The sequence below is a fragment of the Paenibacillus sp. FSL H8-0537 genome (assembly GCF_038051995.1).
Taxonomy (GTDB): domain Bacteria; phylum Bacillota; class Bacilli; order Paenibacillales; family Paenibacillaceae; genus Pristimantibacillus.
Window position 1 is genome coordinate 839,052 of record NZ_CP150290.1, and the last position, 13,719, is coordinate 852,770.

11 protein-coding genes are annotated in these 13,719 nt (G+C 49.9%); 7 read left to right on the forward strand and 4 right to left on the reverse strand.

What is annotated here, in order from left to right; all coding sequences use genetic code 11:
* The first annotated feature begins 72 nt into the window (after positions 1-72).
* The 4 genes from MHB80_RS03530 (at position 73) to MHB80_RS03545 (ending at position 5,621) form a co-directional block, all read left to right on the forward strand.
* Positions 73-1,494, forward strand: coding sequence for an ABC transporter permease (locus MHB80_RS03530; RefSeq protein ID WP_341282850.1), 1,422 nt, complete (start codon positions 73-75; stop codon positions 1,492-1,494).
* 14 nt (positions 1,495-1,508) lie between these two features.
* Positions 1,509-3,017 carry an ABC transporter permease gene (locus tag MHB80_RS03535; protein WP_341280874.1) on the forward strand — a complete coding sequence of 503 codons (1,509 nt, stop codon included), beginning with the start codon at positions 1,509-1,511 and terminating at the stop codon, positions 3,015-3,017.
* Positions 3,018-3,182: 165 nt separating this feature from the next.
* Entirely contained in the window at positions 3,183-5,024 is a 1,842-nt protein-coding gene (locus tag MHB80_RS03540; protein WP_341280875.1) for an ABC transporter substrate-binding protein, read from the forward strand.
* A 93-nt stretch (positions 5,025-5,117) separates the two neighbouring features.
* Entirely contained in the window at positions 5,118-5,621 is a 504-nt protein-coding gene (locus MHB80_RS03545; RefSeq protein ID WP_341280876.1) for a hypothetical protein, read from the forward strand.
* A gap of 21 nt (positions 5,622-5,642) precedes the next feature.
* Here the strand turns inward: MHB80_RS03545 and MHB80_RS03550 are convergent, their stop codons facing one another.
* Genes MHB80_RS03550 through MHB80_RS03560 form a run of 3 tightly spaced genes read right to left on the reverse strand, consistent with a single transcriptional unit; the run spans position 5,643 to position 8,105 of the window.
* The gene (locus MHB80_RS03550; RefSeq protein ID WP_341280877.1) at positions 5,643-6,419 is read right to left on the reverse strand and encodes an ABC-2 family transporter protein; all 777 of its coding nucleotides are present in this window, start codon (positions 6,417-6,419) and stop codon (positions 5,643-5,645) included.
* 7 nt (positions 6,420-6,426) lie between these two features.
* Positions 6,427-7,233, reverse strand: coding sequence for an ABC transporter permease (locus MHB80_RS03555; RefSeq protein ID WP_341282851.1), 807 nt, complete (start codon positions 7,231-7,233; stop codon positions 6,427-6,429).
* On the reverse strand, positions 7,233-8,105 hold the full coding sequence (locus MHB80_RS03560; RefSeq protein WP_341280878.1) for an ATP-binding cassette domain-containing protein: 873 nt from the start codon (positions 8,103-8,105) through the stop codon (positions 7,233-7,235). The genes MHB80_RS03555 and MHB80_RS03560 overlap by 1 nt, the downstream gene beginning before the upstream one ends.
* A 780-nt stretch (positions 8,106-8,885) precedes the next feature.
* Here MHB80_RS03560 and MHB80_RS03565 point away from each other — a divergent pair.
* Entirely contained in the window at positions 8,886-9,296 is a 411-nt protein-coding gene (locus tag MHB80_RS03565; protein ID WP_341280879.1) for a GNAT family N-acetyltransferase, read from the forward strand.
* Positions 9,297-9,408: 112 nt separating this feature from the next.
* On the opposite strand, the gene MHB80_RS03570 is transcribed toward MHB80_RS03565, so the two are convergent.
* Complete coding sequence (locus MHB80_RS03570) at positions 9,409-10,491, reverse strand: peptidoglycan DD-metalloendopeptidase family protein (protein WP_341280880.1); 1,083 nt, start codon at positions 10,489-10,491, stop codon at positions 9,409-9,411.
* Positions 10,492-10,712: 221 nt separating this feature from the next.
* On the opposite strand from MHB80_RS03570, the gene MHB80_RS03575 reads away from it, so the two are divergent.
* Positions 10,713-11,468 (forward strand): response regulator transcription factor, encoded by a 756-nt coding sequence (locus tag MHB80_RS03575; RefSeq protein ID WP_341280881.1) that lies wholly within the window; start codon positions 10,713-10,715, stop codon positions 11,466-11,468.
* Positions 11,465-13,264 carry a HAMP domain-containing sensor histidine kinase gene (locus MHB80_RS03580; RefSeq protein ID WP_341280882.1) on the forward strand — a complete coding sequence of 600 codons (1,800 nt, stop codon included), beginning with the start codon at positions 11,465-11,467 and terminating at the stop codon, positions 13,262-13,264. The genes MHB80_RS03575 and MHB80_RS03580 overlap by 4 nt, the downstream gene beginning before the upstream one ends.
* The last annotated feature ends 455 nt before the right edge of the window (positions 13,265-13,719 follow it).

Below are 13,719 nucleotides of genomic sequence, written 5' to 3' on the forward strand. Positions count from 1 at the left end.
TCCATCGGAATAATGCAATTAAAATTACTAGACTAAAAGGGGCGGGCATGCTTGACGGGGCAAGATTTGAAAATGGGAAATGGCATCACAGACTGGGCGGCTGCTGTCTATCGTAAAATGCTTCAGCATCCAGCCTACAGGCTGCTGCTGCTCATCGCAGGCGCACCCGTATCCGCGTTCGTATTCGCGGTTTATTTATATCGTAAAGCCCGGCATGGCTATCGCCGGATTGAGAAAGAGACGAGAGAAGAGCTGCTGCAAGCAGGCAGCATGGACAAGCTGCTGGCGGAGGCACTGGATCAAATCCAGCGCAAGCAGCGATTTTTCGGCCAGACGCCCGGCGCAGACAAAACGGAGCAGGAAGCGAGGCGAATCGCAGCCGCTAAATTTAAAGAGCAGCTGGCCGCCCGCGTATTGGAACGTCTGTCAGAGGAGCAGCAAGGGAAGCTAACGTTCAGTGATACATTCGATTCTCTGCTCAAGCGGCCCGCTTTTTTCGTACTATCGCTGCTTCCTGGACTACTGATGTATGCCATCATGGCCCTTTATGCGAACCCGTATGTGAAATATATTACAGAGCGTTTGTTTATGGCGATATTAGTTATTTTCGGTGTAGCCTTTTTAGTTTTTACGATTTTGTACATTTCGCCAATGAATCCGGCAGCTAACCTATTGGGGGAGACAGCAACCGCAGAGCAAATTGCGGCGTTTAACCAGCTGTACGGACTGGATCAGCCGTATCTCGTTCAGCTATGGAATACGATTAAGGGCATATTGACCTTTGATCTGGGCCGTTCCTTCGCAGGCAATGAGAGTGTAACGACAGCTATTGCGGGCAAATTCCCGGTTACGCTGACGTTAACCTTCATTTCGACGCTGATCGCGGTATTGATTGCTTTGCCGATCGGCATTATTTCGGCAACGAGGCCAGGCTCCTTTTTCGACTACACCTTTATGTTCATTGCCTTGCTGGGGCTGTCGATTCCAAATTTCTGGCAAGGCTTGATTTTTATTTTGAATTTCTCAATCAAGCTATCCTGGCTGCCGGCTACTTATAATCCGCAAAATGCACTGTCGGCAATTATGCCGATCGTTGTTCTGGGTACTGGCCTGACAGCGGCGGTTGCGCGTATGACCCGCTCTTCAACGCTGGAGGTTATCCACGAGGATTATATTACGACCGCCAGGGCGAAAGGGCTGGCCCGCCGACATGTCATTTGGAAGCATGCTGTAGGCAATGCGCTTATTCCAATTATTACGGTAATTGGGCTGCAATTTGGCGCAATGCTTGGCGGAGCGGCGGTGACGGAGAAAGTGTTCAATATTAGCGGGATTGGAAGCTACATTGTAGATAAGCAGTTTATTCCGGATATCCCGGCCATTATGGGCGGGGTTGTCTACACGGCAATTACAATATCGATTATTAACGTCATTGTAGATCTGCTTTACGCCTTTTTTGACCCTAGAATTCGCTCCAAAATGAAACAATACTAAAGCAGGTGCTATCCGTGTCCAATGATTTAATAAGCAAGCAGCAAATTCGTTTTAGATTAAAATCCAGCCTGGAGTACAGCCAGGCCAGCTTTGCTGGCATTGTCTCCTTGGCATTGGCAATAGTGCTGCTCCTCAGCAGCTACGCGCCCGCCGACGCTTCATTCCAGCCGGGCGGGCTTGCCCTAAGCGCTGTCTATTTTGGTTTTGCGCTGCTGCAGCTTGCGGTATGGGCAATCATACGGCGCGATTTGCTGAAAGGCGGCGAGCTTCGCCGTTCAACTAGAGCGCTTGGCTACGTACTGCTGCTCAGCTTGGCGACGGCGAATGTGTTCATTGCCACCGCAGCACTCCAACTCATTAAGCGGAAGAAGAGCGCTGCGTATACGCTTGCGGTATACACTTTGCTAACCACTTTGCTTGTGTTCGCCGTATCTGCTCTGAATGTATTCAAGCCTTATGTGGCGAATACGTTTTTGCCCGGTATGGTGCTGCTGCTCATCTCAGCGGTTATCCAGCTCACGAGCCTGCTGCTTGTGGCCAAATACGCTGACCGGGCGGAATTGCCGCGCTGGATGTGGCTCGTCGCTTTGATCCTGATCGCAACGGCAGCGAGCGGCAATCTGTTTGCACTTTTCCTCGGCTTGCTGCTTATCGCCAAGCTGCGGGATCGCAGCTTTACATCCGGCTCACGGCTGAGCGATGTGGTGGAGAAGCTGTCCAGAAGCTCAACGTCGATGCTGGGACTGCTCTTTATTTTGTTCCTGCTGACTTTGTCGGTCACCAGCTATTTAATCTTTGATTATGGACTGGCTATCGATAATAATTATGGAGCGATTTTGCAGCATCCAAACCTCGCTTATCCGCTGGGCACGGACAATTTCGGCCGGGATTTGCTTTCCCGCATCGTATTCGGTGCCAGAATCTCGCTGCTAGTCGGCTTTCTATCTACGCTCATTCCCGTCTTAATCGGCGGTGTGCTGGGTGCCGTATCCGGCTATTATGGCCGCCATGCGGATAACATCATTATGCGTGCGCTGGATGTGCTGTACGCCATCCCGGGTATTTTGCTGGCTATCGCCATTATTGCGGCTTTTGGAGCCAGCACGACTAATTTAATATTGGCGCTGAGTATCGGCGCGATTCCGACCTATGCCCGAACGATGCGGGCGAATGTGCTGCTCGTATCGACGCTCGAATATGTACAGGCGGCGCGGGCTTTCGGCTCAGGCGACCTCGTTATTTTGTTCAAGCATATTGTGCCGAACGCCATCGCTCCTATGATTGTGAAATCGACGCTTACGATAGGCACCGCCGTTATTTCAACGAGCAGCTTGAGCTATCTCGGTTTGGGCGTCGAGCCGCATATCCCGGAGTGGGGCAATATTTTGCGGCTGGGCAGCACCTATCTGGAAACCCACGCCTATACGGCGATATATCCGGGTCTTGCCATTATTGCGCTCGTGCTGTCGTTTAATTTTCTCGGCGATGGCTTGCGGGATACATTAGATCCGAAGCTGGATTAGAGCGGCGCTAAAGCGGCAATTGCAACGGTAATGGTAATGGCCTATTTTTTGCTGTAACCTCATTCATATTCCACCCAAAGCTACGTTACGAAACGATGTATTGGCGATGTACGAATGTGAGTTAACTTATAGACTATAGAATAATGACAAAGAGGAGAGAGAAACATGAAACACACAAGCAAGCTATTTTCACTTATTCTGCTCAGTCTGGCTATTATGCTGAGCGGCTGCACATTGACGACGAAGGATGAGGCTGCAAGCACGCCGCAAGCGACAGAAGGCGCAGAGGCGGTTGTTAACAGCAAGCCGATTGATATTGAATTGCTCGGAATGAGCAGCAGCGAGGCGGATCTGAACATTGTTCGCGACCAGCTGACGAAAAACGGCTTTAACGTAAAGCTGAACATTCAAGCCGATTACGGTACTTTTAAAGCCCAGCAGGATGCTGGCAACTATGATATTGCGTTGTCCAGCTGGACGACAGTTACTGGAAACCCGGACTATGCGGTGCGTTCGCTGTTTAAAACCGGCGGTGACTATAGCATTATGAGCGACAAGGACATTGATGCCCTCATTGATACGGCTTCCACCCAAACACCGGATCAATACACAGAAACGTATAAACAATTGGAGCAAAAGCTCGTTTTCGACAATGCTTACATTGCTCCACTTTACAGCTCGCTTAAATCGCAGGCGTTTAATCAAGAAGTGCTGAATAAGGACAGCGTTCGCCTATCCAAGTCCAGATCGCTTCCTTGGGAAGAGCTGGATTTTAAAGACGCATCGAAGCGCAATACGGAAGCATTGGTGCTGCAATCGACAATGGCGACCTTGACTTCGCTTGACCCGATTAAAGGCAATGACGGCTCCATTAATATCATCAATACGAACCAATACGTGCGTCTGCTCAATCTGACCGATGATGACAAGCTGACGGCGGAAGGCTCACTGTCGTATAACTTTGCGATTGCCGAAGGCAATTCCGATTATTATTTCATCTTGCGTGATGATATCCATTTCGCAGAAATTAAAGACAAGCTCGTTGCCGATTCTGGCGAGCGTGTAGGCGCCGACGATGTTATTTTCTCCCTGGATCGCGCGAAAAATAAAGATTCCGTTCCTGACCACCGGACATACACGCTGCATGAGCATATTAAAAATATTGAGCTGGTTACTGACCCAGCAGTGCTTGAGTCCGTTAAGCTGTCCGGCGGCAGCGATAATGTGAAAAATGAACTGGAAAAAGGCCTCGAAGCCAAAATTTCCGAGCTCGTATCCGATAAGGCGCAAGCGAGCAGCAAGGAAGGCAAGTATCAGGTTGTGAAGCTGACAACAACGGTTCCCTTCCCGCAAGTGCTGAATTATTTGGCTCACCAATCTGCAGGGATCGTATCCAAGAAGCAGGTAGAAAAAATTAATACTTACGATGTAGCTAAATTTGATGTAAACAAGGATATTCCTTACGGCGACCAAAACACGGTAACCGAGGGCAACCAATACAACAATACGCTGTACACAAGCGGTCCGTATATTTTGGCTCACAAAAACGACTACGAAGCTGTCTTCTATAAAAACCCTGGCTACATGAAAGGCACGAAGCATGAGCCGAAAATCACGTCGATTAAGGTTCGTTTTATAAAAGATGCCGATAGTGCATTGTCCGCACTGCGAAGCGGCGAAATTCATCTTTATTACAGCGTGCCTGAAACGAAGTTTGACATTGTGAAGGGCGACAGCAAGCTGGCGCTCCAGACGCTTCCGAGCAACGCGGCTTCGTACCTGCTATTCAATACGAAAAACCGTCCGGTTGCAGAAAGCGCAGATTTGAGAAAAGCCGTGCTTTATTCCATCAATCAGGATGAATTTTTGGCCTATTACGGCGGCAATAAATTTAAAGCTATTTCTACGCTTAGCCCGCTTGTGAAAACAGGCCTTGAGCTGAAAGCTGATTCGGCAAAAGTAAAAGAGTTTTTGAATGCCTACCAAGCAGGCGCAGCAGCTAAATAATAGAAAGAGATTGCCCCCTCCTTCATGATGGCTGGGGCAATCTCTTTACTCATATTAGGACAAGGATTAGCACAGATAAAGGAGACGAATAACATGGATGCAAAGACAGGAACGGCTATTAAACTATCGCAGTGGGATGCGCTATTGCTGGAATCGCTTAAGTCCTACGGCTGGACGAATGAGCAATTGATTCGCAAGGTGCATGCGGGGGACTTTCCCGAGGATACGAGCCCCTTTCAATTTGACTACGGCCTATTGAATACTTTAGCCAGCAGCGATGCGGAGCTTTTTGCACAGGCTGTGACCGAGGGCTATCAAATTAAATACAATACGATTCGCGGCATTCACAGCTGGATCAAGGTTGCCTTCCAGCAGGAGGCGGAACTCCTATTGGATTCAGGCAGCGGAGCGGTCCATGTTTGGCTAACGAATGAGGAAGCTGATCGGCTTGCCTCGGTGCTTTCTTACGGTTGGTCGTTGTCCAAGCCGGATAGTGCAGCGCTCCAAGTAACTAATGCTGCCGATACCGTCGATGCATCGGGCGTACCGGGCGCGGCTGGCCGCGACGCCTATCGCATTTATCCGGCAGTCCAATAATAAGCTGCTTATCCCGCAGCACTAAGATCCGGTCGAGCGATAGCGTCGAACGCCGATTTGCCAGATGAGCAGACATGGCGCAAGGAACAGCAGCCCTGCCAGCGGCAGAAAGGCATACATCGGGTTGTCCACGCGACCGAGTATGTATTGCAGCGGCAAATAGTTGGCACAGCCGAACGGGATGATGAAGGTGAAAAATTGCTGAATGCGCCTATGGTAGATGCTGAGCGGGTATTGCGCCATTTCCCGGCCGCCATCGGTCAAAATATTAGCGATTTCGAGCCCCTGCACGGTCCAAAAGCTAAATGAGGCACACAGAATAAAGATGCTGGCAAAAATAATAACTCCGGACGCTTGCGCGAGCACGAGTGCGGTTATTTTCAGCGGCGTCCACTCGAGGCCCAGATTCGTAATCGCCCAGATCAGCACGCCGATGCCAAGCAGCAGGCGCCCGACGCGGGAAAATTCGAATTTGGAGCCGAGCACCTGAAGAATGGTGCCGCGCGGCCGAACGAGCAGCCGGTCGAAATCCCCACTGACAACTAGCGAGGAGAACATATCAAATCCGCGGGCGAAGCATTCGGTAATCGAGAAAGCCATATGTGTAAGGGCAAAGCATAACATCACCTCGTAAAAGCTCCAGCCCTTCATTTCCCCGAAACGCTCGAACATGAAATATAACCCGGCAAATACAGTGAAGGGCGTTAAGCATTGTCCAAGCACGAGCAGCAGAAAAGAAGCGCGGTACTGCATTTGCGCTTTGAACAGCAGCAGCATGTATTTAAAATAAAGCGTCATCGCCGCATCAACCTCCTTGTACAACGACGCGTCGCAGCGCCTTGCTCATCGCGATTTTGCCAATGAAAATAAGGGCGGCAAGCCACAGCAGTTGAAACAGCAGCCCCGTTGCTGCATCCAGCTTGGGAATATTGCCGGTGTAGACGCGAAACGGGAAGTCGACGGTCCAGTGGAAGGGCAGGACGTAGACGATTCGCTGCATCCAATCCGGCATAAGCGGCACCGGAATAATCATGCCGGCGAAAAACTCGCCAAACACGCTGAACATCAGCAGGGAGCCAGCTGGAGACATCGTAATAAATACGGAAATATAAATAAGCATGGAGATGGCTACGATTAGGAACAAGCCTATAATAAGCGAGCAGACGAATAGGAAAAAGGCGGCAAAGTCAGGCGGCAGCTCGAGCCTGTAGGGCTGAGGCAGAAACAAGCTCACCAGCAAGATCGGCAGGCAGCGAAGCAAAGCGCTGGACAGCCGCTGGGCGAGCAGCTTGGCATACCAGAGGCCGTAAAGGCCACTTGGCCTGCACAGCTCATAGGCAATATTGCCGCTTGTAATGAGCTGAAACAGCTCATTGTCCCGCAGCCATAATACGATGAAGGCAAGGAACGCTTGCTTGAGCCAGCAGTAGGCGACAACCTCGGAGAGGCTCATCTGCGGTGCGGCTGCACTAGTCTGGGCATAAAAAGCTTCAAACACCATAATGAAAATAAAGCCGAAAAAAAACTGCGTCCCGATGCCTGCATATGCGGCGGCACGGTATTGCAGCCCGTTGCTGAGCCGCAGTCTGAGTACAGCATAATAAGGTTTAATCATAGTGCGTACTCCTTGTACATTTGCACAACAATGTCTTCGATGGACAGGCTGTCATTGGACGGGTCCTGCTCAGTTGGTGAATTCGATGCCTGCTGGAGCTGTGAAGCTTGTGCCGTTCCGCCTTTGCCTCCATAACGGCTGCGGAGTCCTTGCACGGTGCCATCATAAAGCAGCTTGCCTTTGCCGATGAGCAGCAGGCGGCTTGCGAGTGCCTCAATATCAAACATATCGTGGGTCGTCAAAATGACGGTAACGCCTTTTTCCTCGTTGATCGTTTTAATGAACTGCCTGACGGCAATTTTCGATACGGCATCGAGCCCAATCGTCGGCTCATCCAGAAACAGCAGGCTGGGACTATGCAGCAGCGAAGCGGCAATTTCACAGCGCATGCGCTGTCCAAGACTGAGCTGGCGAACGGGAGTATGCAGCAGCGCTTGTAAATCCAGCGTTTCCACGAGCAGTGCTAGGGTAGAGCGATATTCCAGCGGAGGAATGCGATAGATGTCGCGCAGCAGCTCGAAGGAGTCCAGTACCGGAACGTCCCACCATAGCTGCGAGCGCTGTCCGAACACAACGCCGATATTTTTCACATACGAAACGCGATCCTTCCAAGGGGTGTACCCCATAATCGAACACGTCCCGCTATCTGGTACGAGAATACCGCTCATCGTCTTAATCGTCGTCGATTTTCCGGCTCCATTCGGGCCAATGTAACCGACAATTTCGCCGGAGCCAATCGTAAACGAGATATCCTGCAGTGCCTCCACCACCGTATACTCCCTCCGAAAAAGCGATTTTACCGCATGCGCCAAGCCCGGCGGCCGCTTCGACACCAGGAATGACTTGCTAATTCCGTTAACCTCAATCAAGTGCTTTCCTCCTCACGTTGTTAAAATGACAGGGAGAAGATAGTATCATTTTATGGGAAGCGCTGTCAATCCATTTTTTGTTGTTGACTAGAATGTTTATGCAAGCGGGAAGTCTTTCTATTGCTCCTTGCTTAATGCTATATTCGAGGGCAATCTCCTCTGACAATTCAAGGCTTAAGGAACCACAGCATACAATTGTTTCTGAAAACGCAGTTGCAGAAAACACTGTGGCTGGGAACACGCAGCTTGGGATGCTCAACTCCTTTTTGGAAGGACTGAGATTCCGCTATTCTGGCTGTTGATCCCGTTTCAGACCTTAATCGGACAGGAGATTCGCTATTGTCTAAGTAATCCTCTCAAAATGATGATGGGCAGCGCATTAGCGGCCCCTGAGTCCGTAGCTGATGCCAAAACCAGTGATTCAGCTGAAATAGCGGCCGCTGTGTCCTCCAAGTATATCTTTGTGTATTCATCCTGAAAGCAAAGCCTTGGAACGAAGAGTGTGAAGCTGCCTTTAAGTAAGTAGGTTCACCTTCATGAGGGGGGAATTCCCGCTAATAGCAGGAGTATGTTAGACGCTGGCATCTATGGGGATCTGGCTTGTTGACGTTTGCCTACACGTCCTCGTTTATAGAAAGAAACGATCAGGTTTTAAGAAAAGTAAAAGCACCTTGAACAGGCGCTTAAATTTTAGTGTTCAGAATCAGTTCAGTTATATTTTATATAATGAATAATAAATGACGCGAAGAAGATTGTACGCTCAAAGAGGTGATGGAGCAGATGATAATAAAAATAGCGCTCGTATCCGATGCCGAAGCAATTACTGCGCTGAAGCAAGCGGCGAGCAGAGGTCAGGTCGGCCGATTCGGAACGTATAGGATGGAGCCTTCAATTACGTCCTTGGCGGCTATAAGGGAGCAGTTTCAAGACCATATTTTTCTCAAAGCGGTTGTAGATGGCGAGTCCATCGTCGGTTCTATCCATTTGCATGTGCGAGGGGAAGTTCCATATATCGGCGGACTGATCGTACATCCAGAATACTTGGACAGAGGCGTAGGGGAAGAGCTGCTGCTGGAGGCGGAAGCGCTGTTCAAGATAGGGCAGCAGCTTGAGGCTCCCCAGCCCCTTGATGAGGAGCAGGACTATCGCAAAACAACATTCGTCTATAAACGTTTAATCCGGTTTAATTGAAAAATACGGAGAAAAATTTGCGTCCGTTTGGCTCAAAAGATCGTGAGATACAAAAAAACAGCTGCAAGCTGGGTCTGTAAAGACCGATGCTTGCAGCTGTTTTTATACTAACTTATTCAGCGCTGCCAATCGTTTCTCCTTGCACAGGCTTAATGTCGCCTTCCCATTTCACTGCAATCGCTGATGAGGTGAACAAATCCTTCCCGTCAGACAGCTGAAAATGCAAATGGGCCTCACTGGAGTTGCCGGAATTGCCCGTCAGCCCAATGACATCGCCTTTGCGGACCTTGTCACCAGGCTTTACAGTGGCAGAGCCTTTTTTCAAATGGGCGAGATAGCTGTATTCGCCTCCATGATCAATGACAACTACATTGCCGGCAGGCGCCTTTTCATTCATGACGCCAACGGGCTCGTTATCGGCAATATCGTTAACAACCGATACGACTGTACCGTCCGCAGGGGCTAGAATATCCTGGCCAAAGGCGAAGTAGCTTTCATTTTTCAACGGATCGCCTTCATAGGAATAACCGTCCTTCGCCTGGACAAAATCATAGGCGTAGCGCTGACTCTCATATTCATAGTGATAATTGACTAGCACATTGTTTCCGCCCCAAATGACAAGCCGTTCCCCGCGAAAGGGCAGACTGTAACTATTTTTGGTCAGTATGCTGTCTGTTTCCGTTGCAGGAGTGAGCTCCTTTACTTGCAGCCCAAGAATCGTGCCTTCCGTATCAAAAATGCCGACCATTCCCTTATTCCCGGAATCGCTCACCCATGTGCGCTGCTCCACGCCGCTTTTGTTCAAAATAGAGGAGTTTTCGAGCGACTGCACGCCACTCATAAAGGACTCGGCCATTTTTATAAAATCAGCCTCGCTAACCTGTTCCTTGAACGGAGTGCTAAAGCGCTCATAAACCCCTTTATAATTGCCGGCAAGCAGTGCCTCTGGCAATTGCTCCGGCGTTACCGGCGCTTCACTTGGATTTGCTGCTGACTCCGTCGCAGCTGGCGGATTTGAGGCAGCACCTTCTGCCTGATTAGTAGCGGCAGCGGAATTTGTTGCCCCGCTATTGCTCGTTGCTGCTGTATCCCCGCCTCCGCAGGCCGTTAAAATCACGGCTAGCGTGCCGACAGCAGCAGCTATTTTAACCGAAGTCCCGGCTTGTTTGATCCTCTTAAATGATGGTTTCTGCATTCCAATCTCCTCCTCTATATTCCTATCGTCTATAACCTATAGTAGCAGTCCACTCTTAGCTGCTATGAAACAGCGGCTTAACGCTGTCTTAACTTTCAGCGCTGAGCCGATCTGTCGAATTAAGCTTCCGTTAAGCCGGCATAGCATATTTAATCAGGGCGATCATGCTATGATGGAGAAATAGCGTAAATACAGCACAGATAATGAAAGGAGGCGGCGTAGTGGAAAATGCAGCGATTTTGCTTGTGGATGATGAACAGGCGCTGCTGGAGCTGTTGCAGACGGTGCTGCGCAAGGAAGGCTACACGAATATTGACAGCGTTGGCACAGGAGAAGCGGCGATTGCTGCCTGTACAGCGAAAAAATATGATTTAATCGTCTTGGATGTGATGCTGCCGGGGCGCAGTGGAATTGAGGTATGTCCGTTTATCCGGCAAACGACAGATGCTCCGATTTTATTTTTGAGCGCGCGCACTTCCGATTTCGACAAGCTGACCGGCTTTGCTATCGGAGGTGACGATTATATTACGAAGCCCTTCAATCCGCTTGAGGTGGTAGCGAGGATAAGGGTGCAGCTGCGGCGATATTTTGGCGCGCCTGCTTCAGTAAATGGCGGCAGAGCGGTGGAGATGGAGCGGGGACTTGACAGCCCTGTTTTTGATTATGGACGATTTCAATTGGATGAAGCAGCGGGCGAGCTGACGGTGGAAGGGCAAGCGGTTGCCTGCCCGGCGCTTGTATTTCAACTGCTGCTGTTTCTATGTAAAAACCCGAACCGGATTTTCAGCAAAAGCGAGCTTTACGAGAAGGTTTGGGGCGACGATGCCTTCAGCGACGATAATACCGTAATGGTTCATATTCATCGGATTCGGGAACGAATTGAGGCCGATCCTTCCAATCCAAAGTTTATCGTCAACGTGAGAGGGCTTGGCTACAAGCTCGTTCAAGGGCCGCTGCGGGAGAATGACACGCAATGAATATGCGGCGGCAATTGACGTTGAGATTTGTCCTCCAGCTGGGGATAGCGGGCACTATCGTATTGCTTATGTCTGCTGTAACGGTGGTCTGGATGCTGCAAAAGTTTAACGAAATTAGCATTACGCGTGATTTTGCCAACGTTGGACTGGAGAAGCTAGTCGAATCGTCGGAGCTTGGAGCAGAGGGGATTCGCTTTGATCCCAGCCTGCTGCAGCAGGTGAAGGAAAATGGCGGCTGGCTGCAAAGCCTGGATGAGCTCGGGCAGGTGGAAACCTCCTATAATACGCCTGCGGATGTTCCCAAGCAATATGGTCCGGGCGAACTGGTCGCTTATTGGACAGGGAAGCAGCCGTTTGCTTACCATTTGGCCGTATGGATTCAACAGAAGAACGGAAGGCTTTACACGCTCGTTTATGGCGCGCCGAATTATATGCAGCCGGTACTTACGCAGGTGAACGATGGTGGATTTGCAGCGCAAGACGGGCAGCTTTTGCTTCCTGATGAGATGGGATTCGAGCTGATGAAGAGCCAAGTGTTCGTGCAACTGCTGGATCAGGCAGGCACGGAGCTTGCTTCCTACAATAAGCCGGACACCATTCCGGGGAAATATTCCGTTCAGGAGCTGGTACTTCGATCGCTCTACTCCGAGAGGTATGGCTATCTCATTCAATCTTCCTACAATGCACAGACGAAGCAGACATGGATTGTTGGGCAAAAAAATACGGGAGCAGGGGCCTCGGGCAGGAAGCCGATCATTCCGGCCGAGGCACAAATTGTCATTATTGGCGTCGTTGCGATGTTTGCCGCGATGCTGATTCTATTCCTGCTGCTGTCGCTGTGGCAGGCGCGCCGGTTTGGCGCACCTTTGCTGCATATGCTGGTATGGCTCGATGCCATCGGCCATGCTGTTTACCAAGAGCCGCTGGATCGCAAGGGTTTGCCGCGCAGCCGGATGCCTTCTGGCAAATGGCGGCGGCGATACCGTGTTTTCGCCGATGTCATTTTATCCATTGATAAGCTGTCTGCTGCTTTGCAGCGCGAGCAGAAGATGCGGAAGCAGACGGAAAGCCTGCGGGAGGAATGGATAGCGGGCGTTACCCATGATTTGAAGACGCCTTTGTCCTCCATTACGGGCTATGCCCATCTGCTCATGGAGCCCAAATATGATTGGTCACAGGCGGATGTGCGCAAATTTTCAGCAACGATGCTGGAAAAGTCGGCTCATATGGACATGCTGATCAGCGACCTGGCGATGACCTATCGCTTGAAGACGGGGATTTTGCCGCCCGAGATCGAAGAAGTGGAATTGAATGGCTGGCTGCGGGACACGCTGCAGCTGGCGACAGATGATCCCATGTTTGGCAAAGGTAGAATCCGGTTCCAAGCGTCTGCTCAGAAAACGGTATGGGTTCAGCTCTATACCCCGTGGCTGGAGCGTGTCGTTAACAATATTGCTGCAAATGCGTTTTTGCATAATGCGCCGGATACGGTTCTAAGCGTCTCGTTGATCGTTGCGGATGAGAAAAAAAATGAAGGCGTAACGATCGAATTTGCCGACAATGGTGACGGAATGGACGAGAACACGCTGAATCGGCTGTTTGAACGGTATTATCGCGGCACGGATACCGCCACTTCGCCAAATGGCTCGGGCCTTGGGATGGCGATTGCGAAAGGGCTGACAGAAGCGATGGGCGGCAAAATCTCGGTCGTGACTACTCTAGGGGAAGGCACGATCATTCGGCTTATTTGGAGCGATATAATAGTGAGGGCACATACTACTGGAGTATCCGACTAGAGGAGCTTTAGAGGGAAAAATGACATTATTGCTTCCTTCCGGTCAGGAGGAAGGTTGGAATAGTGCAAGGCTGGATGCATAAAGCGTCCAGCCTTTCTTTTTTAGCGGGCAAGGCTATTGTTATCTTTCATCATTTTTTCGTGTGACAATGAATGCCATGAAAACGACGAGACAAGCTTTTGATTTGCCGGAGACGAAAAATAAAGTGGTAGTAAACCTGACTTGTTATTAATTTCCGAGCTTAAAATCAAGTTTTGACACAAAATCACGGATTTATATATCAATTGATGTCATATGTCACTTCTTATAACTTTTAAAGAAACATAACATTACAATGGACGATTTGAATATTTTTTTGCATTATTATCAAGAAAATTCTTTTAATATGCAGGTGAAAAAGGTAAAATGAAAAAAACTCATTGTCGGTGTAATTCGATAGTGCGCGGTCGCGGTAA

What these genes read in the sequence shown, in the direction of transcription:
- MHB80_RS03530 (WP_341282850.1), top strand. Translation starts at nt 73, where the DNA reads ATGGGAAATGGCATCACAGACTGGGCGGCTGCTGTCTATCGTAAAATG.
- MHB80_RS03550 (WP_341280877.1), bottom strand. Translation starts at nt 6,419, where the DNA reads ATGACGCTTTATTTTAAATACATGCTGCTGCTGTTCAAAGCGCAAATG.
- MHB80_RS03545 (WP_341280876.1), top strand. Translation starts at nt 5,118, where the DNA reads ATGGATGCAAAGACAGGAACGGCTATTAAACTATCGCAGTGGGATGCG.
- MHB80_RS03570 (WP_341280880.1), bottom strand. Translation starts at nt 10,491, where the DNA reads ATGCAGAAACCATCATTTAAGAGGATCAAACAAGCCGGGACTTCGGTT.
- MHB80_RS03565 (WP_341280879.1), top strand. Translation starts at nt 8,886, where the DNA reads ATGATAATAAAAATAGCGCTCGTATCCGATGCCGAAGCAATTACTGCG.
- MHB80_RS03540 (WP_341280875.1), top strand. Translation starts at nt 3,183, where the DNA reads ATGAAACACACAAGCAAGCTATTTTCACTTATTCTGCTCAGTCTGGCT.
- MHB80_RS03580 (WP_341280882.1), top strand. Translation starts at nt 11,465, where the DNA reads ATGAATATGCGGCGGCAATTGACGTTGAGATTTGTCCTCCAGCTGGGG.